The 21,324-nt window shown below is 72.5% G+C and carries 16 protein-coding genes and 1 other RNA gene; 8 read left to right on the top strand and 9 right to left on the bottom strand.

Annotated elements, in window-relative coordinates; translation table 11 throughout:
- The first annotated feature begins 9 nt into the window (after positions 1 to 9).
- From ACTVAJ_RS11050 to rnpB, 4 genes are all read left to right on the top strand, one after another.
- Positions 10 to 873: a Nif3-like dinuclear metal center hexameric protein gene (locus ACTVAJ_RS11050; protein WP_470388013.1), complete on the top strand. Its 864-nt coding sequence runs from the start codon at positions 10 to 12 to the stop codon at positions 871 to 873.
- Between the two features lie 98 nt (positions 874 to 971).
- Positions 972 to 1,730, top strand: coding sequence for a zinc ribbon domain-containing protein (locus ACTVAJ_RS11045; protein ID WP_470388012.1), 759 nt, complete (start codon positions 972 to 974; stop codon positions 1,728 to 1,730).
- Positions 1,730 to 2,380: a histidine phosphatase family protein gene (locus tag ACTVAJ_RS11040; protein WP_470388011.1), complete on the top strand. Its 651-nt coding sequence runs from the start codon at positions 1,730 to 1,732 to the stop codon at positions 2,378 to 2,380. The genes ACTVAJ_RS11045 and ACTVAJ_RS11040 overlap by 1 nt, the downstream gene beginning before the upstream one ends.
- 24 nt (positions 2,381 to 2,404) lie before the next feature.
- Positions 2,405 to 2,791, top strand: an RNA gene (gene rnpB / locus ACTVAJ_RS11035) — RNase P RNA component class A.
- 107 nt (positions 2,792 to 2,898) lie between these two features.
- Here the strand turns inward: rnpB and ACTVAJ_RS11030 are convergent.
- Positions 2,899 to 3,354 carry a hypothetical protein gene (locus ACTVAJ_RS11030; protein ID WP_470388010.1) on the bottom strand — a complete coding sequence of 152 codons (456 nt, stop codon included), beginning with the start codon at positions 3,352 to 3,354 and terminating at the stop codon, positions 2,899 to 2,901.
- Between the two features lie 138 nt (positions 3,355 to 3,492).
- Positions 3,493 to 3,885, bottom strand: coding sequence for a tyrosine-type recombinase/integrase (locus ACTVAJ_RS11025; protein ID WP_470388009.1), 393 nt, complete (start codon positions 3,883 to 3,885; stop codon positions 3,493 to 3,495).
- Between the two features lie 299 nt (positions 3,886 to 4,184).
- On the opposite strand from ACTVAJ_RS11025, the gene ACTVAJ_RS11020 reads away from it, so the two are divergent.
- On the top strand, positions 4,185 to 4,334 hold the full coding sequence (locus ACTVAJ_RS11020) for a hypothetical protein (protein WP_470388008.1): 150 nt from the start codon (positions 4,185 to 4,187) through the stop codon (positions 4,332 to 4,334).
- On the opposite strand, the gene ACTVAJ_RS11015 is transcribed toward ACTVAJ_RS11020, so the two are convergent.
- From ACTVAJ_RS11015 to ACTVAJ_RS11005, 3 genes are all read right to left on the bottom strand, one after another.
- Complete coding sequence (locus ACTVAJ_RS11015) at positions 4,283 to 6,640, bottom strand: SulP family inorganic anion transporter (protein ID WP_470388007.1); 2,358 nt, start codon at positions 6,638 to 6,640, stop codon at positions 4,283 to 4,285. The two genes, ACTVAJ_RS11020 and ACTVAJ_RS11015, sit on opposite strands and share 52 nt — an antisense overlap.
- A gap of 344 nt (positions 6,641 to 6,984) precedes the next feature.
- A complete protein-coding gene (locus tag ACTVAJ_RS11010) occupies positions 6,985 to 9,159 on the bottom strand; it encodes a hypothetical protein (RefSeq protein ID WP_470388006.1) in 2,175 nt (724 codons plus the stop codon).
- A 340-nt stretch (positions 9,160 to 9,499) separates the two neighbouring features.
- Positions 9,500 to 10,108, bottom strand: coding sequence for a YbhB/YbcL family Raf kinase inhibitor-like protein (locus ACTVAJ_RS11005; protein WP_470388005.1), 609 nt, complete (start codon positions 10,106 to 10,108; stop codon positions 9,500 to 9,502).
- 232 nt (positions 10,109 to 10,340) lie between these two features.
- Here ACTVAJ_RS11005 and ACTVAJ_RS11000 point away from each other — a divergent pair, with 232 nt between their 5' ends.
- Complete coding sequence (locus tag ACTVAJ_RS11000; protein WP_470388004.1) at positions 10,341 to 13,667, top strand: AfsR/SARP family transcriptional regulator; 3,327 nt, start codon at positions 10,341 to 10,343, stop codon at positions 13,665 to 13,667.
- A 106-nt stretch (positions 13,668 to 13,773) separates the two neighbouring features.
- Here the strand turns inward: ACTVAJ_RS11000 and ACTVAJ_RS10995 are convergent, their stop codons facing one another.
- The 3 genes from ACTVAJ_RS10995 to sepH form a co-directional block, all read right to left on the bottom strand.
- Positions 13,774 to 14,613 carry an ABC transporter permease gene (locus ACTVAJ_RS10995; RefSeq protein ID WP_470388003.1) on the bottom strand — a complete coding sequence of 280 codons (840 nt, stop codon included), beginning with the start codon at positions 14,611 to 14,613 and terminating at the stop codon, positions 13,774 to 13,776.
- A complete protein-coding gene (locus tag ACTVAJ_RS10990) occupies positions 14,610 to 15,584 on the bottom strand; it encodes an ATP-binding cassette domain-containing protein (protein WP_470388049.1) in 975 nt (324 codons plus the stop codon). Before ACTVAJ_RS10990 ends, ACTVAJ_RS10995 begins: the two co-directional genes overlap by 4 nt.
- 191 nt (positions 15,585 to 15,775) lie before the next feature.
- Complete coding sequence (gene sepH / locus ACTVAJ_RS10985) at positions 15,776 to 17,008, bottom strand: septation protein SepH (protein WP_470388002.1); 1,233 nt, start codon at positions 17,006 to 17,008, stop codon at positions 15,776 to 15,778.
- A 569-nt stretch (positions 17,009 to 17,577) separates the two neighbouring features.
- Here sepH and ACTVAJ_RS10980 point away from each other — a divergent pair.
- Positions 17,578 to 18,594, top strand: a complete 1,017-nt coding sequence (locus ACTVAJ_RS10980) for a hypothetical protein (protein WP_470388001.1) — start codon at positions 17,578 to 17,580, stop codon at positions 18,592 to 18,594.
- A gap of 193 nt (positions 18,595 to 18,787) precedes the next feature.
- On the opposite strand, the gene ACTVAJ_RS10975 is transcribed toward ACTVAJ_RS10980, so the two are convergent.
- Complete coding sequence (locus ACTVAJ_RS10975) at positions 18,788 to 20,086, bottom strand: D-arabinono-1,4-lactone oxidase (protein WP_470388000.1); 1,299 nt, start codon at positions 20,084 to 20,086, stop codon at positions 18,788 to 18,790.
- A 129-nt stretch (positions 20,087 to 20,215) separates the two neighbouring features.
- Between ACTVAJ_RS10975 and ACTVAJ_RS10970 the strand changes: the two genes are divergently transcribed.
- Entirely contained in the window at positions 20,216 to 21,247 is a 1,032-nt protein-coding gene (locus ACTVAJ_RS10970) for a ferrochelatase (protein ID WP_470387999.1), read from the top strand.
- Positions 21,248 to 21,324 lie beyond the last annotated feature (77 nt).

Here is a 21,324-nt window from a genome sequence, read left to right as displayed (position 1 = left end):
GTCGGGGCCGTGAACACCGCGACCCCACCCCACCACAGCCTGGCCGACGTGATCTGCGCCTTCGAGGAGATGTACCCGCCGAGCTGGGCCATGTCCTGGGACGCCGTCGGCCTCGTGTGCGGGGACCCCGAGCAGACCGTGCGGCGCGTCCTGTTCGCCGTCGACCCGGTCGCCGCGGTCGTGGACGAGGCCCTGGAGTGGGGGGCGGACCTGGTCATCACCCACCACCCGCTCATGCTGCGCGGTGTCACGAGCGTGGCCGCCGACACCCCCAAGGGCAACGTCGTGCACCGGCTCATCCGCGCCGGAGCGGCCCTGTACACCGCGCACACCAACGCCGACACCGCCTCGCCCGGGGTGTCCGACGCCCTGGCCCGCGCGGTCGGCCTCAACGGGGAGCTGCGCCCCCTCGACCCCGACACCACCGACCCCGGGGGACGGCGCGGCATCGGGCGGATCGGGGACCTGGACCGGCCGATGATCCTGCACGACTTCGCCGCCCAGGTGGCCCAGGGGCTGCCCGCGACGGCCCCCGGGATCCGCGTCGCGGGTGACCTGGACCGCCTGGTCACCACCGTCGCCGTGTCCGGCGGGGCGGGGGACTCGCTGCTCGGCGCCGCCCGGGCTGCGGGCGTGGACGTGTTCGTCACCTCGGACCTGCGCCACCACCCGGCCTCGGAGTTCGTCGAGGAGCCCGGTCCCGCCCTCATCGACACCCCGCACTTCGCCAGTGAGTGGCCCTGGCTCGCCGACGGGGCGATCCACCTGGCCGACGCACTCGCGCGCGCGAACGACCCCGATGGGGCTAACGTGGAGATCCGGGTGTCGACGATCGTGACGGACGCCTGGTCGCAGGCCTTCTCCCATATCTGAGGCCCCCTTCCGCCCCACCGGGCGGTCGAACCCAACTGCACAGAGACGGGCGTGGACGGCGACCCCGCCTTCCCCAGCCACTCCAGGAGACGTGACAAGTGAAAGCCGAACCCGCCGCACAGGCCAGACTGCTCGACCTCCAGGCCCTGGACACCGAGCTCCAGCGTCTGGACCACCGTGCCCGTACCCTCGCGGAGGCACCCGAGGCGGCGGAGCTCAAGGAGCGCGCGGACGAGATCGAAGCCGAACTGATCGCCGTGCGGACGCGGATCTCCGACGTGGGCCGTGAACAGCGCAAGGCGGAGAGCGACGTCGACCAGGTGCGGGCGCGCGCCGAACGCGACTCCGGGCGCCTGGAGTCGGGTGCCATCACCAACGCCAAGGAGCTGCAGAACCTCCAGTCGGAGATCGCCTCGCTGGGCCGCCGCCAGTCCGAGCTGGAGGAGGTCGTGCTGGAGGTGATGGAGCGCGCCGAGGGCCTGGAGGCCGAGGTCGCCCGCCTGACCGCCGAGCACGAGGAGCTGCGTGCCCGGTACACCGAGGTCACGGCCCGCCGCGACACCGCCGCCGCCGAGATCCGGTTGGACCGGGACCGGGTCGTCCGCAACCGTGAGCGCGTGGCCGCCGACGTGCCCGCCGACCTGCTCGCGCTGTACGACAAGGTACGCCAGCAGCACGACGGTCTGGCCGCCGCGCCGCTGCGGTACGGGCGCTGCGGCGGGTGCAAGCTCGCCCTGAGCACGGTGGAGCTCAACGAGATCCGCGCGACGCCCGCCGACGAGGTCGTCCGCTGCGAGGACTGCCGCCGTATCCTGGTCCGCACCGAGGAGTCGGGTCTGGGAGCTGGGGCGGAGTAGTGGGTACTGCCTGGGGAACCTTCGAAAGCCAACCGACCAGGCTCGTGCTGTTGCGCCACGGTCAGACCCCGCTGTCCGTGGAGCGCCGGTTCGCCGGGCGCGGGGACTTCCCGCTGACCGACCACGGACACCTCCAGGCCAGGGCGGCCGCGGACCGTCTGTCCGCCATGCCGATCGACGCGGTGGTCTCCTCCCCGCTTCGGCGGACCCGCGACACCGCGGCCTACGCCGCCGAGCGGCTCGGGCTGCCGGTCGAGGTCGACGAGGGGTTCGTGGAGACGGACTTCGGGGCCTGGGAGGGGATGAACTTCGCCGAGGCCCACGCCCAGGCGCCCGACGAGGTCGGGCGGTGGATGTCGGATCCGGAGGTGGCGCCGCCCGGGGGTGAGAGCTTCGCCAAGGCCGCCGCGCGCGTCGGCGCCGCGCGCGACGCCCTGATCGAACGGTACGCGCGGCGCACCGTCCTGGTGGTCACGCATGTGACGCCGATCAAGGTGATCGTGCAGCAGGCGATGCTCGCCCCGATCACGGCGTTGTACCGGATGTATCTGGACACGGCCTGCCTGACCGAGGTGGACTGCTACGCGGACGGTCCCATGGTGGTCCGGTCCCTCAACGACACCGCCCATCTGGACGGGGCCCCCGGCTGACGGGCGTAGAATGCTGGGCGAGGGGGAGTCGGCCAGACGGTCGCGGCTCCGTGCCGTCGGTACGGGGTCGAGGAAAGTCCGGACTCCACAGGGCAGGGTGGTCGGTAACACCGACCCGGGGCGACCCGCGGGACAGTGCCACAGAAAACAGACCGCCACCGCTCGCGGTGGTAAGGGTGAAACGGTGGTGTAAGAGACCACCAGCGACCGGAGTGATCCGGTCGGCTAGGTAAACCCCACCCGGAGCAAGGTCAAAAAGGGAGCCTTCGGGTTCCTGCGCGGATGTTCGAGGGCGGCCCGCCCGAGTCCGCGGGTAGACCGCACCGAGGCCGTCGGCAACGGCGGCCCCAGATGGATGGCCGTCCGGTCCCTTGGGACCGACAGAATCCGGCTTACCGGCCGACTCCCTCCCCTCACACCCCGCTGACCAGGTGTTCCATGGACGGGAGTCGGTTGTGTTCCGGGCCTGTTCCGGATGACTTCCGGTGAGGGGAGTCCTCAGCGGGTGAGATGAGGCGTCAGTGCGAGAGATTGTGCGTCTGCGCTTTTGCGAGGAGATGGCGACCGTAGGGCCAGACCGGTGTGTCCTTCTCGTCGTCTAGGACCTTGATGAACTCCTGCGCCTTGGGCCCGATCGCTCTGAGGGAGGAGTGCCAGAGGTCGAGGATGTCTGACTCCTTGATGTACCTCTTCTTGCAGTAGTAGCCCAGGATGTCGATCTGGGACAGTGCGTGATTGGCTGAATCCCGGTCCGCGGAACCGAAGACGAGTTCTTGAACGCTCCTGTTCTCACGCGTGAGCTTGATAAGCACTCCGCGGCCTCTCTGGCTCTCGATGCTGGTCATCTCCTGGTGCATCTTCAGGAGTAGATCTCTCTTGTTGAGGTGCCTGCTGTAGAAGAACGTGAAGACTGAGAAGATCAGCGCAAGGGCGCTGACCCCAAGTGGCACAATGACGCTGGCCACAGTTGCCATGGGGGTACCTCCGAAGCGGGGGCGTCGATCCGGCCTGGACCGCAGTATTTCAGCTGCCGAGATGACACGACCAGTCGTTGGTTGGGGGAACGCAAATATCAGGAGTGGCCAGGATCCAGTCCGGAGACCGGTTCCGGATCAGTCGGAGGAGCGCAGCAGCAGGTCGATCGCGCAGCGGCCGAGTTCCTCGTGATCGGGGAACAGGTGCCCGTAGGTGTCGAACGTCTCCGTGGTCGAGGCGTGCCCCATCCGGCGTTGGATCGCCTTCGGGTTCACCCCGGCCGCTGTGAGCGCCGAGGCGTCGAAGTGCCCCAGGTCGTGGAAGCGGGTTCCCTCCGGCGGCCCCAGCCTGGTGGCCGCCTTGGACCAGGCGGAGTCGAACGCCGAGGGCCTTGCCACGGCCTTGTGCGTGTTGCTGGTCAGCGCGCGTCCGGGAACGGGTGCGTACAGCTCCATGTGCCGCCGTACTTCTTCGAGCACGAGATCATCGACGGGCACGGTGTGCCGGAAGCGCACCGTCCTGAACTCCACCAGCTCTTGCCCGCCTGGGCCTGGAGCCAGTTGTCCCGGTGGGGCTTGGAGAAGGCGAAGCGGGGACCCGTGAGTTCCGGGACACCGCCCCGCCCCAGCCCGCTACCGGCACCGGGAAGCACCGTGCCCCGGTTGCGCCGCGGGTACGGCGCTCAGGCCCCCGGGTGATGGCCCAATCCCCGTGTCCGTGGGAAGATTGGCTCTGCGCTCCGTGCCCGGGTGGTGCCCGGAGCGTGTCCGCCCGTGGGCCGCGAGGTCGGCGGCCCGACGGGCATCAGCATCCACGGGAACGGTGACTCTTGTTCGACTCCACTATCTTCTGGGTGATCCTCTTCGGCCTGCCGGGTCTGGCGATCGCCGTGATCATCGCGCTCGCCTCCTACCAGGCCTCGGGCGTTCAGCAGGACGGTCGTGACGACGCCCCCGACGACGACTCGTCGATCAACTGACCTTCGCTCGTGCGCGGCGCCGGGACGGGCCCGGTGCCGTCCGCGACACCGCGCACGGGGGCGAACCGCCCCGTCTCGGGGTCCAGCAGGTGCACCCTGGCCGTCTCCAGGTCGTAGTACATCCCCGTCAGCGTCAGCGCTCCCGACTCCACCCGTTCCCTCACCACCCGGTAGCTCATGAGGTTGCCGAGCTGCTCCTCGACGTTGGCCTGGGCCAGGCGGCACAGGGTCTCCGAGGTGGGCGTGCTCTCCGGGGCGCTCTGCGGGACGTCGACGCGCTCCAGGCTCGGCTCCGCGTTGGCCAGCCACCGGCACATGTGCGTGGTACCGGTCTCGTCGGCGTCCGTGTGGGCTCCCTCCAGCAGTGCCCTCATCGCCCCGCAGTGGGAGTGACCGCACACGACGATCGAGGGCACCCCCAGCACCGTGACCGCGTACTCGACCGCGGCTCCCACCGAACCGTCCCCGGGCGTTCCCGACGGCGGCACCAGGTTGCCCACGTTGCGCAGGGTGAACAGGTCGCCCGGACCGCTGGCGGTGATGACGTTGGGCACCACACGCGAGTCGGCGCACGTGACGAACAGCGCGGTGGGGTACTGGCCGTGCGCGAGCCGGCTCATCACCGACCGCATCCGGTCGGCCGTGCTGGCGTGGTACTCGCGGGCCCCCGCGGTCAGCAGCCCCAGCGCGTTCAGTTCACCGTCGGCCTCCCCGCGCATCTCCCAGGGGGCCCACCACCGCCCCGGGCCGGGCGAGGAGGTCTTGGCCGCCGGGGCGGTCCGCGCCGAGCTGCGCGCGTACCACCGCTCGTGGGTCTCGTCGATGTCGACGCTGCCGCCGCCGCGTTCGTGGTCCACGCGCCAGGCGTGGATGGACTCGAAGGCCGCGTGGTCCATGAAGTCGACGTGCAGGTCGAGGTCGACCCGGGCCCCGGACGGGACCGTGCGCAGGACGTGCGCGAGCCGGGGCACACCGAGGAAGGTGAGCGATCCGTGGACGGACACGTGTACGCGGTCGCCGTGCTCCTCGGTGCGGACGGTGAACCGGGTGAGCCGCCGCAGTGACACGATCATCGCCAGCGCGAACCCGAGGAACACGCCCTCCAGGAGCCCCAGGAAGACCACACCGAACAAGGTCACCAGGTAGACGCTGCCCTCGTGGTGACGGCGCAGGTCGCGCAGGTGGGCGATGGAGACCATCCGCGCCCCGACGAACACCAGGAGCGCGGCCAGCGCGGCCATCGGGATGAGTTCGACCACACGCGCGAACAGGGCGACGAACACCAGGATCCACACGCCGTGCAGAACGGCCGACAGGGGTGTGCGGCCTCCGGCGCGTACGTTGGTCGTGCTGCGCACGATCACCCCGGCCACGGGCAGTCCGCCCAGGGCCCCGCTGACCGTGTTGGCCGCGCCCTGGCCGAACAGCTCGCGGTTGAGCCTGACCCGGCGGCCTCCGTGCTCGCGGTCCACGGCGATCGCCGACAACAGGGACTCCACGCTCGCGACCATCGCCACCGCGGCCACGGCCATGGCCACGCCCTGCCACTGGCCGGCCTCGGGCAGGGCGGGGCCGGACCAGGCGTCGACGAGGGAGCCGGGGAGGGAGACGGTCTGCACCTCCCAGCGGCCGAGGGTGGCGATGGCGGTCGCCGTGCCCACCGCGACCAGTGAGGCCGGAACGACCGAGGGGCGGATGCGTCCGAGAGGCGGCAGCTTGCCCCAGCCGAACATGATGGCGATCGTGATGACCCCGACCGCGACGGCGGCCGTGTGGTTGTGCGCGACCTGGTGCGGCAGGTCGGCGATGTTGCTGAGCGCCGAGCTCTGCGGTGCCCCGCCCAGCACCACGTGCAGTTGGGCGAGGGCGATGGTGGCACCGACCCCGGCGAGCATGCCGTGGATGACCGCGGGGGAGACGGCGAGCGCCGCGCGGGCGATACGGACGAGGCCGAGGGCGATCTGGAGCAGCCCGGCGAGGAGGGTGATGAGGCAGGTGACCCGCCAGCCGTAGGTGGTGATCAGCTCGGCGACGATAATCGTCTGTGCCGCCGTCGGTCCGCTGACCTGAACCATCGATCCGCCGAACAGTCCGGCGACGATCCCGCCGACGACGGCCGCGGTCAGGCCGGCCATGAGCGGCGCGCCCGCGGCGACGGCGATGCCCAGGGAGAGCGGGACGGCGACCAGGAAGACCACGAGGGAGGCTCCCACGTCGGCCGTGACCGCTCTCCGGTCGGGAAGACGTCGGGAGGAAGCCGTGGAGGGCGGCGGAGTGGCCGGTGGCCCCTGGGCCTTGGTGCGCATGGTTGCTCCGTTCGGTTCGGACCAGGCGGTCGGGTGGCGGTGCACGCGGACGTCGGTGTCCGGACGGGGGATGTGCGCGAGAACGCGAAACGACACTGCGGACGCGAAGTGTCCGCAGTTGATTACCAACTGTAGTCAATCGAGAGCATGCGATGTGACGGACTGTCGTGGTTTTGGTAACCGTTTTCTCGGATTCACACCGCGTACCGACAGCAGGAACGAGAAACCGCCGAGGTGACGGGGGTGTACCGTCGCCTCGGCGGTGTGAAGTGAACGGGCGGCCGGGGCGGAAGATCCCGTTATGTCGTCACGTCAGGTGACGGGGCTGCCGCTCGCCCCCCGGCTCAGAGGAAGCGGCCGTCCTCGTACCCGCCCTCGTAGTGCTCCCGGCGGTACGGGTCACGTGTTCCGTGCGGGTCCGACGAGTCGGGAGAACCGGGAGGGGGACCGTACGGCGTTCTCGGATGGACGCCGTACGGTTGGCCCGGCGTCTGCGGGGTCCCGTTCGGCCCGTCCTCCCACTGCTGCCAGCCGCCGGGGGACGGGTAGCCGCCCCCCGGCCCGGGCTGCTGGGGGTGGCCGCCGCCCAGCGCGTCGGAGGGGAGGCCTCCGGAGGGGGAGGGGGCGCCGCCGTAGGGCTCGGGGAACCGGGGCTGACGGGGGTCGTGGACGGGCGGGGCGTGGCCCTGCGCCGGATCGTTCCCGGAGAACGGCCCCGCCGGGTAGCCGCCGCCGGGGAGGCCCTGCGGTGTTCCGGTAAAGGCGCCGCCGGTGGCGGGCGGGTCGACGGGGAATCGTCCGCCCGTGTCGAACGGCGACGCGTCGGGAACGGCGGAGGAGGCGTGCCCGCCGCCCGGGCCACCGGACGCATAGCCGGGGCCGGCGGTGGCGCCCGGTCCGTTGGAGCCCTCGTCGGTGCCGCTCCACAGGGCGTCGCCCGAGTACGACCCGCGCACGTGGGAGCCGGTGCTGTAGTTCCCGTGTACGTGGGACCCGGTGTCGTACTCGGACCGGTACGAGCCGGGGGAGTTGTGGGTGCCGGTGTCGTACTCGGGACGCGGGGGCGTCCCGTAGTTCCGGTGTACGTGGGACCCGGTGTCGTACTCGGACCGGTAGGAACCGGGGGAGTTGTGGGTGCCGGTGTCGTACTCGGGACGCGGGGGCGTCCCGTGGCTCCCGTACGCCTGGGGCCCGGTGTCGTACTCGGGGCGCGGGGGTGTGCCGTAGTTCCCGTGTACGTGGGACCCGGTGTCGTGCGCTGGGCGCCGGTGCGAACCGGTGTCGTAGGCGCGGGACACCCCGGAGCCGCCCTGGTCGTAACCGGGCAGGGGCGGCGCCGACGGGCGCTGGTGCGCCCCCGTGTCCATGCTGGACCATATGGGTGATCCCGTGTCCTCACCGGAGGACGAGGGACGGAAACCGGGGCCGAGGGGGTCGGCCGACCCGGTGTGCTCCGACCGGGACGTTCCGAGGGGGTCACCGAGACCGGACGTGCCCGACCCGTACCCCGGCGGCCCCGACAGCGGATCGCTCTGGGCCGGGGAACCGCCCAAGGGCCCTCCGGGGGCGGAGGGAGCGGAGAAGGAGGAGCCCGAGTAGGACGAACCGGTGTACGAGGAGCCCGGAACGCCATGGGACGGGGTTCCCGTGGCGGAGGGGCCGGCGTAGGGGGAACCGAGCGGGTCCGCGGCGCCGTGGCCGTCGAACGGGCTCGGGGTGTCCGAACCCGTGCCGCCCCGAGGGGCGAGGTCGGCGGTTCCGGTTCCGGTCCACGGCTCCGGGGCGGCGGAGGGGAGCCCCCGTGCGGGTGTCCAGGGGCCGGTACCGAGCGGGTCGTCCTGGCGCGGCGCCTCAGCTCCGACCCCCTCGGTCCGAGGCCGCGCCCCGTTCCGCAGGGGATCGGCGGGGGCGGGATCGGAGTTGTGCCCGAGACTGGCCAGGACCGCCAGGTCGTCGGAGGGGCCCGGGGTCACGTCCGAGGGGGCGCCCGCCGCGGCCGCGTCGTTGCGGTCGGCGCCGCGCACGGGCTCCGGAACGGGGTCGCGCCCGTCCTCGTACCCCTCGTCGTAGTCGTCGTACCCGTCCTCGTAGCCGTCGTCGTACTCGTTCGCGTAGGCGTCGTCGCCGTCGTAGGCGTCCGCCGTGCGGGGCTCCGCCACCTCGTCGTCGGCCGGGCCGCCCCCATCCGGACCGTCACCGTCCAGACTCGACCAGAATCCGTTGTCGGCCAGGTCGGAGTCGTCGTCCCAGGCCGCACCACGCCGACGGCCGTTCCGAGGACGGCGTCCGGCCCCGCGGCCCTCGTCGGTCCGGGCGCGCCGGGACCGGCGGGGCGCCGGGCCTGCGCGTCCTCGGCCCCGTTCCTCGGCCTCGGTGTCCTCGTGGTCCTCGTAGTCGTGCTCGTCGCCGCGGTCGTCCCCGGGCGAGCCGGTGCTCAACGCGCGCATGCCCAACAGCAGGAGCACCAGCACGGCCAGCACGACGATGATGGCGATGATGATGATGACGGTGACGGTCATGATGTACGCACTACCTTGGAGAGGTCGGCCGTACCCGGGGCGCACCGTGGACCGGCCTGGCGAGGGCCGGTCGGGGGGAGACGGCAGCCGCCCGGGTCCGCGTTCGTCCGGGCTGCCAGGCCCGCGTGCCTGAGGCGACACGGGCGGTCCGGTGCGGTCTCAGGTCGGGGTGCCGTACGGCGAGGGGACGGATAACGGTCATCTGAAACGGGGTAAGGGGCACGGCCCCACTGTATGCCTTGTCGTGCTCCGTGTGCAGAGGGCGACGCGAGCTTCCTCGTGTCAAACCCGGTGCGCGGGGGCGACAGGAGCCAAACCGTCCGTCCGGCCGACGCCCTGGTCACTCGCTGGTGGTCACCAGCGATCCCCGGGCGACCGCCTGGTCGGCGATCGCGTCCAGCGCCCGGCTCAGTTCGGCGCCGTCGGGCAGGTCCAGAGGCGCGTCCAGGGCGTAGACGGTGAACCGGTACTCGTGGACGTCACCGTCGGTGGGGCACGGAGCCCCGTACCCCGCCTCCCCGGCACTGTTCAACGCCTGCCTGGCGTCGGCCGGAACGGTGTTCTGGCGCAACTCGACCAGCTGCGGATCCAGGTCGAAGACCACCCAGAACACCTCGGCGGCCTGGGGGTCGTCCACGACCAGCGCGATCGAACCCACCCCGTCCGGCAGGCCGGACCAGCGCACCGGCGGGGACACGGCCTCCCCGTCCCCCTCCGGCTCCCCGCCGCACACGTAGGCGTCCGGCAGCGGCTGACCCTGCTGCATCCACGGACTCGTGACGCTGATGTCGGTGGGCATGTCGCCGTTCTGCCCGGGCGAGAACACGCCGCACCCGGTGGCCAGGGCCAGGGCGGCACCCGCTCCGGCCACTCCCGCGCTCCGGAGCGCAAAGGCGCGGGTCGCGCCGGGCGTACTGGTGGTCCGAGAGGAAGGGAGGGCCGGGAACAATGGGACTCCTGCTGGGCTTTCGTGCCGATGGGCACAACTCGACGTACGGGGAACGGCGTCGAGGGCGACCGGCGCCGCGTCCACGGGGACGTGCGCGGGTACCTCGGCGGTCCGCCGACGCGCGTTCCTGAGCGAACCCTACTGCGGCCCGCGCCCCGATCCGTCGCCGATCCTCGGTCGTGCCCGCCCGACGTTCCGTTCGGGCGGATAATTCCGGGCATCAGGTGATCGCATGGGTGATCATGGACCCGTGCGGTTCTCCATCCTCGGCCCCCTCCTGGTGCACGACGTGTCCGGGCGGCCCATCACCATCGGCGGCGCGCGCCTGCGCACCCTGCTGATGCTGCTCCTGCTCCGGCCCGGTCAACGGGTCCCCACCGAACAACTCACCGACGCCATCTGGGCGGAGGGGCCGCCGTCCTCGACGGGCAACGCCCTCCAGGCCCTGGTATCGCGGCTGCGGCGGGCCCTGGGACCGGAGACGCAGATCCACGGCGATGCCTCCGGCTACCGGTTGGACATCGCCCCCGGGCAGGTGGACCTGGGCGAGTTCGACGCCCTGGCCCAGCGCGGCCGGGCCCAGTACGCCGCTGGTGCGTACGCCGCCGCGGTCACCACCATGAGCGACGCCCTGGCCCTGTGGCGCGGCCCGGCCCTGCCCGAACTCACGTCCCGGGGCGTGGCGGAGGACACGGCGCTCCGGCTGGCGCAGACACACGGCGCGCTCGTCGAGGACCGCCTGGCCGCCCTGCTCGAACTGGGGAGGGCCGCCGACGCCCTGCCCGAGGCCGAGGCCCTGGCCCGCCGCGAACCGCACCGCGAACGCCCCGTCGAACTCCTCATGCGCGCGCTCGCCGGAACCGGCCGTACCGCCGACGCCCTGGAGGCGCACGACGGGTTCCGGGACCGGCTCGTCGAGGAACTGGGTCTGGACCCCTCACCACGGCTGGCCGACGTCCACCTGCGCGTGCTGCGCGGGGAGTTCGCCGTCAACGGCTCCCCGCGGGGTGAGGCTGGCCACGACCGCGCCGCCGACGGTGCCCCGAGCCGCGCGGCGCGGGCCGCACCACTCCACCTGCCCACGTCACTCACCAGTTTCGTCCCCCGGGAGGCGGAGGTGGACACCGCCGTGGCGCAGCTGACCGGGGCCCGGCTGGTCACCCTCATCGGCCCCGGCGGGGCGGGCAAGACCCGGCTGGCCATCGAGACCGCCGCGGCCCTGGCCGAACGGGCCCCGGAACTGCTCCCGTTCGGCGCCTGGTTCGTCGAACTCGCCCCCATCGGGTCCGGCGCCGACATCGTCGACGCCCTGGCCGCCGCCCTGGACCTGCGTGAACGCGCCATCGTCCAGGCCCGCTCCAGCGCCCCCGCGGGATCGACCGAGGACCGCGTCGCCGCCTTCCTCGCCGACCACCCGGCCCTGGTCGTCCTCGACAACTGCGAACACCTCGTCGCTGATGTCGCGCGCGTGGTCGAACCGCTCCTCGCCCGCTGCCCGGGGCTGCGCCTGCTCACCACCTCCCGGGAACCGCTCGGGATCCAGGGCGAGCGGCTCATCCCCGTCCCCCCGCTGGCCCTGCCCCCCGAGGACGCCGGCGCCGAACAGGCCGCGGGGTACGCCTCGGTCGCACTGTTCACGGATCGTGCCCGTTCGGTACGGCCCGACTTCGCGGTCACCCCCGGCAACGTGGGGCACGTCGTGCGCATCACCCGGGACCTGGACGGCATGCCCCTGGCCCTCGAACTGGCCGCGGCCCGCCTCAGGTCGATGACCCCGGCCCAGCTCGTCCGCCGTCTCTCCGATCGCTTCCGCCTCCTGACCGGGGGAGGACGCTCCACCAGACCGGGCCACCGCACGCTGCGCGGCGTCGTGGACTGGAGCTGGGAGCTGCTCGACGAACCCGAGCGCCGACTCCTGCGCCGCCTGTCGATCTTCGCGGGCGGCGCCACCCTGGAAGCCGTCGAGAGGGTCTGCGCGGACGCGGACGGGGAGGGCACGGTCGGGGGCCGCGACGTGTGGGACGTGCTGTTCGCGCTGGTCGACAAGTCCCTGGTGATCGCGGAGAACCCCGCCCGCGATGACGCGCCGCCCCGGTACCGCCAGCTGGAGACGGTCCGCGCCTACGCGGCCGAACGCCTCGCGGACAGCGGTGAGGAGGACCTGGTCCGCGACGCGCACGCGCGCCGCGTGCGCGATCTGTGGCGCGAGGGCGACCGGCTGCTGCGGGGCCCCCGCCAGACGGAGTGGGTGGTGCGCCTGAACGCCGAGGCGGACAACTGCGGGGCCGCCGTGCGCTGGGCGGTGCGCAGCGGCGACGTCGACCTCGCGCTGGACCTCGTGGAGTACACCCAGTGGTACTGGGTCCTGGAGGGCGGCTGGCACCAGTTCGGGCGCTGGTGTTCGGAGGTGCTGTGTCTGGTCGGTGACCGCGTGCCGCAGGGGCGGGCCGTCGCCTACGCCGGGTGCCTCTTCCACGCCCTGCCCGAGGAGGGAATGACCGCCGAAGGGCTTCTGCGCAACTTCCGCGCCGTCCAGAGGGTGTTGCGGGAGGCCGGGGAACGGCCCGAGGACCATCCCGCGCTTCTGTTCGGCCTCGTCTACGAGGCGTTGACCGAGGGGCCCGACGGGGCCGGGCGCGAGCGCGTGGAACGCGCCGCCGACCAGCACGACCCCTGGGCACGTGCGATGGCGCTGCTGATGCTGGCCCTGCTCGACGCCGTCTTCGGAGACGCGAAGCGGGCCATGGAGCGCGCGCTGCGCGCGCGGGAGTGCTTCCGCGACGCCGGTGACGCCTGGGGCGAGCTCCAGGCCCTCCTGCAGCTGTCGGACCTGTACCGGTTCGATGACCTGGGACGGTGCCGTGATCTGCTCGCGGACGGGATCCGGCTGGCGGACCGGTCCGGACTGGTCTCGATCGCGATGCTGCTCCGGGTCAAGCGCGCCGAGGTCCTCGTCGACCTCGGGGACACGGAGGGTGCCCGACGCGACCTGGAGTCGACGGCCGCGCACGGCCCGCCGCGCGAGGACGAGCACGTGGTGATCGTGCGCCTGGCCGAGGCCCGGGTCCTGCGGGAGACCGGTGACCTGGAACGCGCTCGGCAGGTGGTGGACGGTCTGGGGCCGACCGTGACGCGGTTGGGCGGTTTCGCGCCGGTCTACGTGGAACCGCAGTGGCTGCTGGTGTCCGCCCTGGTCGCCTGGCGGGCCGGTGACACCGAGCGGGCCCTGCGGGACGCGGGGCGCGCCTGGTGGCGTGCGGTACGCGGGCTCGGTCAGGTCTGCGCGGACGTGCTGGAGGTCCTGGGGCCGTTCGTGGCCTCGCGGGATCCGGAGTGGGCCGCCACACTGCTCGGTTACGCGCACGCGTTGCGCGGGGTGTCGGACGTGGCGAGCCCGCTGGTGCGCCGGACGAGGGAGGAGTTGACGCAGGTGCTGGGCGGGCCGGAGTTCACCCGCCTGGTCGCCCTGGCCGGGCAGGCGGGGGAGCCGGAGGTCCGCGCCCGTGTGGGAGAGTGGCTGTCCCCGTTCGTGCCCGACGACGCCGAGGGCCTCGGGTGACCGGTGTGACCGCGCTGCCCGGTCCGGCTGGTGCCGGTCGGTCGGTGCGACCGGGGCGGTGCCGCCTCCGGGAGGCCGGAGCCGGCACCGCCGTCGGTCGGGCCGCTCAGGTGCGGCGCCGGTAGGCCCACACGGCCAGCGGGCCGAAGATCCCGATGAAGATCGCGGTCCACACCAGGGTCCAGGTCACCGGAACGGCGACGTCGCCGCCGATCATCAGGCCGCGCATGGCGTTCACCACGTGCGTGATCGGGTTGTTCTCCGCGACGGCCCGCATCCAGCCGGGCATGGCCGCCGGGTCCACGAAGGCCGAGCTGCCGAAGGTCAGCGGGAACATGAGGATCATCCCGAAGCTCTGCACGGCCATCGGTGTGCGCACCATCATGCCGACGAAGGCCGACATCCAGCACAGCGCGAAGGCGAACAGCAGGATGAGCGCGGCGGCGGCGACCACTCCGACGACGCCGCCGTCGGGGCGGAACCCGATGGCCAGGCCGACCAGCAGCACCATCACCACGGTGATCGTGTACCGGACCAGGTCGCCCAGGATGGCACCGATCAGCGGCGCGGAGCGGGCGATGGGCAGGGACCGGAAGCGGTCGAAGATGCCCTTCTCCACGTCCTGGCACAGGGTGAACCCGGTGCCCAGCGTGGCGAAGACCACCGACTGGGCGATGATGCCGGGCATGAGGAAGTCCCGGTAGGTCTGCCAGTCGCCCATCATCGCCTGGCCGAAGACGAAGACGAAGAGCGTCACGAACATGATCGGCATGAACAGGAGCCCGAGGACCTCCTCGGGGTTCGCCTTGATCTTCAGGACGCTGCGCCAGGCCAGTTGGAGACCGTTGCTCACCGTGGTCAGCGGGTCGATTCCGCGCGGCGCCTCCGGCACGGCCGCGTCCTTGCGCACCCCTTCGGAGGGTTCGAGGGTGGTTGCGTCGCTCATGCTGGGGTCCCTTTCGCCACGGTCGTGCCCGTGGACTCGTCTTCGGCGGTGTGGCCGGTCAGCGCGAGGAAGACCTCGTCCAGGCTCGGCTTGCGCAGTGAGAGTTCGGCGAGGGTGACCTCCTGCTCGTCGAGGCGGCGGACCACCTCGGGCAGGACGGCCGCGTCGGTGACCGGGACACTCGCCCCCAGCCCGTTGGCGGTCACCGGGCTGCTCGTGACCGCCTCGACGATCCGGACGGCCAGGTCGAGCTGTCCGGGGTCGACCGTGCGCAACTCCAGGACCTGCTTGCCCGCGTGGTTCTTGAGTTCCTCCGGTGTGCCCCGGCTGATCACCCTGCCGTGGTCCAGCACGACGATGTCGTCGGCGAGCTGGTCGGCCTCCTCCAGGTACTGGGTGGTGAGCAGCACGGTGACGCCGTCGTTCACCAGCCCGCGGACCACGTCCCACAGGCCGTTGCGGCTGTGCGGGTCCAGGCCGGTGGTCGGCTCGTCCAGGTACAGGAACGCGGGGCGGCCGACGAGGCTCGCGCCCAGGTCCAGCCGTCGGCGCATGCCGCCCGAGTAGGTCTTGGCGGGACGGCCGGCGGCGTCGGTGAGCTCGAAGCGCTCCAGCAGCTCGGCCGCCCGGGCGCGCGCTGCGGCGCGGCCGAAGCCCAGCAGGCGTGCGATGAGCACGAGGTTCTCGGTGCCGGTCAGTTCGGCGTCCACCGCCGCGTACTGTCCGGTCAGTCCGATCAGGCGGCGTACCTCGTGCGGTCGCCTGACCACGTCGAAGCCCCCGACCTCGGCGTGGCCGCCGTCGGGCCGCAACAGGGTCGACAGGATGCGCACGGTCGTGGTCTTGCCGGATCCGTTGGGCCCCAGGACGCCCAGCACGGCCCCCGTCCTCGCTGTCAGGTCGACCCCGTCCAGGGCGCGCTTGCCCTTGAACTGCTTGACCAGACCCTCCGCGCGGATGGCGTCAGTCATCATGCCTCCGTTTCTACCGTTCGGTCTCCAGTGTGCCGATCCGGTCTGACAGAACGCTGACACACCGTTCCCGGGGTGGTGCGGAGCAGCCAGGACACGGGAAACGGCCGCGGCGGGGCACCCCGCCGCGGCCGTTTCCCGTGTCCTGGCCCGGTGGTGACACGCGCGGGCGCGTCACCACCGGGGTCCGGTCAGTCGCCCTTCTTGGAACCGAACATGATCTCGTCCCACGACGGGACGGAGGCGCGGCGTCCGCGTCCCTTGCGCTTGGCCGCGGTGTGGTCGGACGCCTCCGCTCCGCCGCCCGCGGCGGCCGGGGCCGAGGGCGGCTCGGGAGAGCGCCTCGAAGGGGCCGGGGCGGGGCCGGAGTCGGAGAGCTCGATGGTGGCCCGGCGCCGTCGTGCGGGGCGGGGCTGGACGGGCGGTTCGGCCGCCGGGGGAGCGCTGTCGGGCTCGGCGGCGGGAACGGGGCCGGAGGTGCGCGCCGGAGCCGGTCGGCCGGTGAGGTGCTCGGGAGCCAGCCGGTCGGTCACCCGTTCCGGTGCCCTGTGGTTCGCCGCCGGTTCGGCCGGCGGGGACTCCCGGTAGGGGAGCGGGTTCCGCGGTCGCTGGTGGCGTTCGTCGTGGACGGGTGTGTCGAAGGGGTCGGGGCGGGTCCGGCCCGCGGGGCGCAGCGGCTCGTCCGCACGCGTGTCCCTGGTCGGGGACAACCGACGGGCGGTCGGGGCGGGGTCGGACCGGATTTCTGCGGGCGGTTCGGGTTCCGGACGCGGCCGTTCCACCACTCCCTCGGGACGTCGGGGGGAGAACGGTGTGACCGTGGTGTCCGGCGGCGCCAGAGGGATGGGGGAGGGTGACTCGGAGAACCGGGCGGCCTCCTCGTCCGCGGGCGTGACGCTGTTGTGTCTGGGCTCGTACAGCCAGTGGGCGACGCGCTCGTCACCCCCGTGGAGGAAGACGAGCTTGATCTGCCAGGTCCGGTCCTCGCGCCTCCAGGAGTCCCACGAGGCGTCGCCGGTCTCCAGTTGGTGGGCGCCGATCCGCTTGCCGACCACCTCCTCCAGGGAGGGGCCGGGGGCGGCGTCGCCCGAGGCGCGCACGGTGGCGCGCTGGGCCTGTTGGGCGATGTACTCGCGTTCCTGGAGTACGGGGCCCTCGAACCAGCGCACCCGTTCGATGGGGATCCCGGAGATCTCGGAGATGGCCTCCGCGGTCTCGCCGGACCGGATGCGGGCCTGGATTTCCTTGGGGCGCAACGGATTCTCCACTTCGATCTCGTACTGGCCGAGCCGGGAGAACTGGCCGCGTACGGCGGCGCGGAGGCGGTCGTCGACGGGCAGCATGAAGCGGGTTCCACGGCCCGTGCTGGCAAGCACCAGGTAGGTGCCGTCCTCGCTCACGGCCACGAGGCGAAGCTCGTGCATCGCCCTCCCTTTCGCGTCCCGTCGAGGGCAGGTTCGGCGGCCAACCCCCGCGTTCTCCAAGTCTGGTCGGCCGACAACGGTTCGGCCAGTACCGCGCCTGGCATGTCCGAACTGTGTGCCCGCCTCCCGTCCGCGGTCTCACCACGGTTGGGAGCCGCCCCGGGGAGGCCCGGGGCCCTCACGGTCGTCTCCGGTGCCAATCCTGACACGCGGACCCTGCTCCGACCGGGAGCGGTCTGCTCGCGGAATGTCTTGCCTCCCGCGCCAGGGCTCCGCCGCGATGGTATCCCGCGGGTACCGAATCACCCCAGGCCTGGGGAAAACTCCGATCTTGGACCCACGGCAAGCACACATGGATCCGTATCGCAAATCGACACGCCGATGTCTATCGTCCAGTGACCCTTCTTAACTCCTGGCGTTATCGGGCACTTGGTGCGCTTAGCCTAAGTTCTTCACTTATGGGCGCTTTGTGGTGGATTGCGGACTTGGGTCGATCCGCCGCCCGCCCCACGGATCACCATCGAGTTCCCACCGCGCCCCCGCGCGGTCAGAGAAGGGGGGATGACCGGATGGGTCGGACCGGACACCACGGGTCGCACGACGGCGGGGAGGAGGGCGGCGCCCCGCGAGCGCCGGAGGAGGAGGGGCCGGTGAGGAAGCGGATCGACCTGAGCCTGTCCCAGGTCGCCGGGGCCGGTGCCGCGACCCTCACCGCGGCGACCGCTGCCTCCTACCTGAACGTGTACGGCACCGTCATCGGCGCCGCGGTCATCGCCGTCCTGAGCACGGTCGCCAGCCCCCTGCTCCAGCACTGGTTCTCCCGGAGCGGCGAGCAGGCCAGGCAGCTGGCGGGGAAGGCGGTCTGCGTCACGGCGTTCCCCACCACCGCGAAGGGCGCCCCCGCCGACGGCGGGACGGACCCCGACAGCACCCGCACGACGGCGCTGCCCCATGTCGCGGCGGCGGAGGCGGTCGGGCCGGGCGCGGGGGACGTCGGCGTGACCCGCACGATGGCGCTGCCCACGGTGACCGAGGACGGGGAGGACGCCTCCGGGCAACGACCGGCTCGACGCGGACGGCGTGCCGTGCTGATCCCGGCCATCGTCGTGTTCATCCTGGTCATGCTGGTGATCCTGGCCTTCGAGCTGCTCACCGGTCGCTCCATGACCGCGTGGATGCACGGCTACGACGAACCCACCGCGCCCTCGATCCTCGGCGGCGGGACATCGGCGCCACCCGCGCAGGAGGAGCCCGGGACCCCCGAGACCACCGTGGAGGTGCCCGAGACCACCGGCGGAGGCGCGGAGGGGACCACCGGCGTCCCGGAGGACGGCGGGGCCACGGAGGGGACCGACGGCACCGGGGAGGCCGAAACGGACGGCGGGGCCGGGGACGGTCAGCCCTCCGTCACTCCCACACCCGACCCCGGCGACGCCGGTGACGGCGGCACCGGCGGGGGAGGGGAGACCGCCGAGCCGACCCCGCCGGTGGAGGGGGGCGGCGTCGACCCGGAGGGGACCGGGCCGGACGGGGAGGCGCCCGCCGCCGACGACTCCCCCGGCGCGGACCCCCGGGCCGGGACCTGATCCGGCCCCTTCCCGCCTGTCGCCGGCGTGGTCACCTCGAGCGGTGTGGTTCGGGCGCCGCCGGGGTTGTGCGGGACGAGGCGAGCCGCGAGCGGGGAACGAGCGTCAGGCGCGGCCGGGGACGAGGAACCCCTGGCCTTCCGGGCGCCCGAACGCGGGCCGGAGCCAGGCGGAGGCCCCGAGCGGACGCCGCCTAGCCGAACACCCGGTCCAGGTAGGCGTTGCCGAACCGCCGGTGCGGATCCACCCGGTCGCGCACGGCCAGCGCCTCGCCCAGCCTCGGGTACACCTTCTCCAGGTAGGCGTGGTCACGGGTGTGCATCTTGCCCCAGTGGGGGCGGCCGCCCACGGACGTGAACACCGCCTCCAGGTCGGCGAAGTACGCCTCGTACGGCGTCCCCTGGTACATGTGCACCGCCACGTAGGCCGTCTCCCGCCCGTGGGCGGTGGACAGCCACACGTCGTCGGCCGGGGCGAACCGTACCTCCACCGGGAAGCTCACCCGGTGGTCGCCCCGGTCGACGATCGACCGCGCCTCGCGCAGCACGTCCACCACGTGTTCGGCCGGGATCGCGTACTCCATCTCCACGAAGCGCACGTCGCGCACCGAGGCGAACACCTTGTGTGACACGTCCGTGTAGGTGCGCGCGGACAGGGCGCGCGAGCTGATCCGGTTCACCCGGGGCACCAGGGAGGGGAAGCGCCTGCACAGCCGGTTGACGCGGTCGAAGACCGTGTTGGAGAGGAAGTCGTCGTCCAGCCAGGCCTGGAAGTCGGACAGGGGCTGGGCCGGACCCTCGGTGATGTTGTTGCGCTTGGTGTTGGTGTTGCCTGTGTGCGGGAACCAGAAGAACTCGAAGTGGTCGTTGTCCGCACGCAGCTCCGGCAGCCGCTCCAGAACCTCGTCCAGCGGCATCGGCTCCTCGCGCGCGTGCAGCAGGAACGCGGGACGCACGGCCATGGTCAGCGCGGTGACCACGCCGAACGCGCCCAGCCCCACCCGGGCCGCGTGGAACAGGTCGGGCTCGCGTTCGGCGGAGCACTCCACGACCGACCCGTCGGCCAGGACCATCTCCAGCCCGACCACCTGGCTGGCCAGGCCCCCCGCGTCGCGTCCGGTCCCGTGCGTGCCGGTCTGCACGGCACCCGCCACGGTCTGTACGGCGATGTCGCCCATGTTGGCCAGGGCCACCCCGTGCTCGGCCAGGGCGTCGTTCAGGTCGCACAGCGGCAGCCCCGCCTCGACCGTGACCGTTCCGGCGGCCGGGTCGACCGAGCGCACCGCGGACAGCGAGGTGGGGGAGAGGAGGAGCCCGTCGGTGACGGCCACGTCGGTGAAGGAGTGGCCGGACCCGACCATCCGGACCCGCAGGTCCTCCGCCGCGGCGGAGGAGACCGCCGCGGCGACCTCCTCGGTACTGTTCGGGGCCGCCGTCCTCCGGGGGCGCGCCTGGTGGGTGCCCGCCCATGTGGTCCACAACACGTCAGTCATGCGACGTGACATTACCCACCGGTCACTTGTGTGGCCAGAGGGGGCCCGGACCGAACCGAGCCGAAGAACACAGGCCGCCGCGGCGGGGGCGGTCCGGGAAGCGCCCGCAGGGCTGGTTGGATGGGTCCCATGAGGCCTTACGACGCGTTTTTGCTGATCTCCTTCGGCGGCCCGGAGGGCGAGGACGAGGTCATCCCCTTCCTGGAGAACGTCACCCGCGGGCGCAACATCCCCCGCGAACGGTTGGCCGAGGTGGGAGAGCACTACTTCCTGTTCGGTGGCGTGAGCCCGATCAACCAGCAGTGCCGGGACCTGATCGCCGCGATCACCGACGACTTCGCCGAGAACGGGGTGGACCTGCCCGTCTACTGGGGCAACCGGTTCTGGGCGCCGATGCTCACCGACACCCTCGCCAGAATGCGTGACGACGGCGTGCGCAGGGTGCTGGCCCTGCCCACCTCCGCGTACTGCAACTGGTCCAGCCGGACCGCCTACCGCGAGGACATCGACCGGGCCCGAGCCGCCCTGGGCGACGACGCGCCCGAGATCGACCTGATCCGCCCCTTCTACGACCACCCGGGCTTCGTCGAGCCGCTGGTCGAGCACACCGCCGCCGCCCTGGCCGCGCTCCCCGACGACCAGCGCGAGGGCGCGCACCTGCTGTTCTCCGCGCACTCCATCCCCACCGCGATGGCCGGGGCCAGCGGCGGCCCCGACCAGGGGTTCGGTCCGGAGGGGGCCTACGGCGCCCAGCTCGCCGAGGTGGCGCGGCTGGTGGCCGAGCGGCTCGAGGGCGACCACCCCTACGAGGTCGTCTACCAGAGCCGCAGCGGCCCGCCCAGCCAGCCCTGGCTGGAGCCGGACGTCAACGACCGGATGGAGGAGCTCGCCAAGGAGGGGGTGCCCGCGATCGTGGTCGTCCCGCACGGGTTCGTCTCCGACCACATGGAGGTCAAGTTCGACCTCGACGTGGAGGCCCGCGAGACCGCCCGGAAGCTGGGCGTGGGCTACGAGCGCGCGCTCAGCCCCGGCACCCACCCGCGCTTCGTCTCCATGGTCACCGAGCTCGTCCGCGAGCACGGCGCTCGGACCGCACCGGTGCGGCTGAGCGGGCTGCCGCGGTGCGCCGAGGCCGACCGGGCCTGCTGCAAGCAGCGCTGAGCCGGGGCGGGTCGGAGGCCCGCGGCCGTGCCCGTCCCGGGCCTCCGACCCGCCCGCCGCCGCCCCCGACGCACGCC

Source organism: Nocardiopsis sp. KDC1DS13DA1 (assembly GCF_055632325.1).
The sequence above is the reverse complement of the archived record's forward strand: the minus strand, read 5'-3'. Positions and strand labels throughout refer to the sequence as shown.

What these genes read in the sequence shown, in the direction of transcription:
- ACTVAJ_RS11030 (WP_470388010.1), bottom strand. Translation starts at nt 3,354, where the DNA reads ATGGCAACTGTGGCCAGCGTCATTGTGCCACTTGGGGTCAGCGCCCTT.
- ACTVAJ_RS11015 (WP_470388007.1), bottom strand. Translation starts at nt 6,640, where the DNA reads ATGCGCACCAAGGCCCAGGGGCCACCGGCCACTCCGCCGCCCTCCACG.
- ACTVAJ_RS11010 (WP_470388006.1), bottom strand. Translation starts at nt 9,159, where the DNA reads ATGACCGTCACCGTCATCATCATCATCGCCATCATCGTCGTGCTGGCC.
- ACTVAJ_RS11000 (WP_470388004.1), top strand. Translation starts at nt 10,341, where the DNA reads ATGGGTGATCATGGACCCGTGCGGTTCTCCATCCTCGGCCCCCTCCTG.
- ACTVAJ_RS10995 (WP_470388003.1), bottom strand. Translation starts at nt 14,613, where the DNA reads ATGAGCGACGCAACCACCCTCGAACCCTCCGAAGGGGTGCGCAAGGAC.
- ACTVAJ_RS10990 (WP_470388049.1), bottom strand. Translation starts at nt 15,584, where the DNA reads ATGACTGACGCCATCCGCGCGGAGGGTCTGGTCAAGCAGTTCAAGGGC.
- sepH (WP_470388002.1), bottom strand. Translation starts at nt 17,008, where the DNA reads ATGCACGAGCTTCGCCTCGTGGCCGTGAGCGAGGACGGCACCTACCTG.
- ACTVAJ_RS10980 (WP_470388001.1), top strand. Translation starts at nt 17,578, where the DNA reads ATGGGTCGGACCGGACACCACGGGTCGCACGACGGCGGGGAGGAGGGC.
- ACTVAJ_RS10975 (WP_470388000.1), bottom strand. Translation starts at nt 20,086, where the DNA reads ATGACTGACGTGTTGTGGACCACATGGGCGGGCACCCACCAGGCGCGC.
- ACTVAJ_RS10970 (WP_470387999.1), top strand. Translation starts at nt 20,216, where the DNA reads ATGAGGCCTTACGACGCGTTTTTGCTGATCTCCTTCGGCGGCCCGGAG.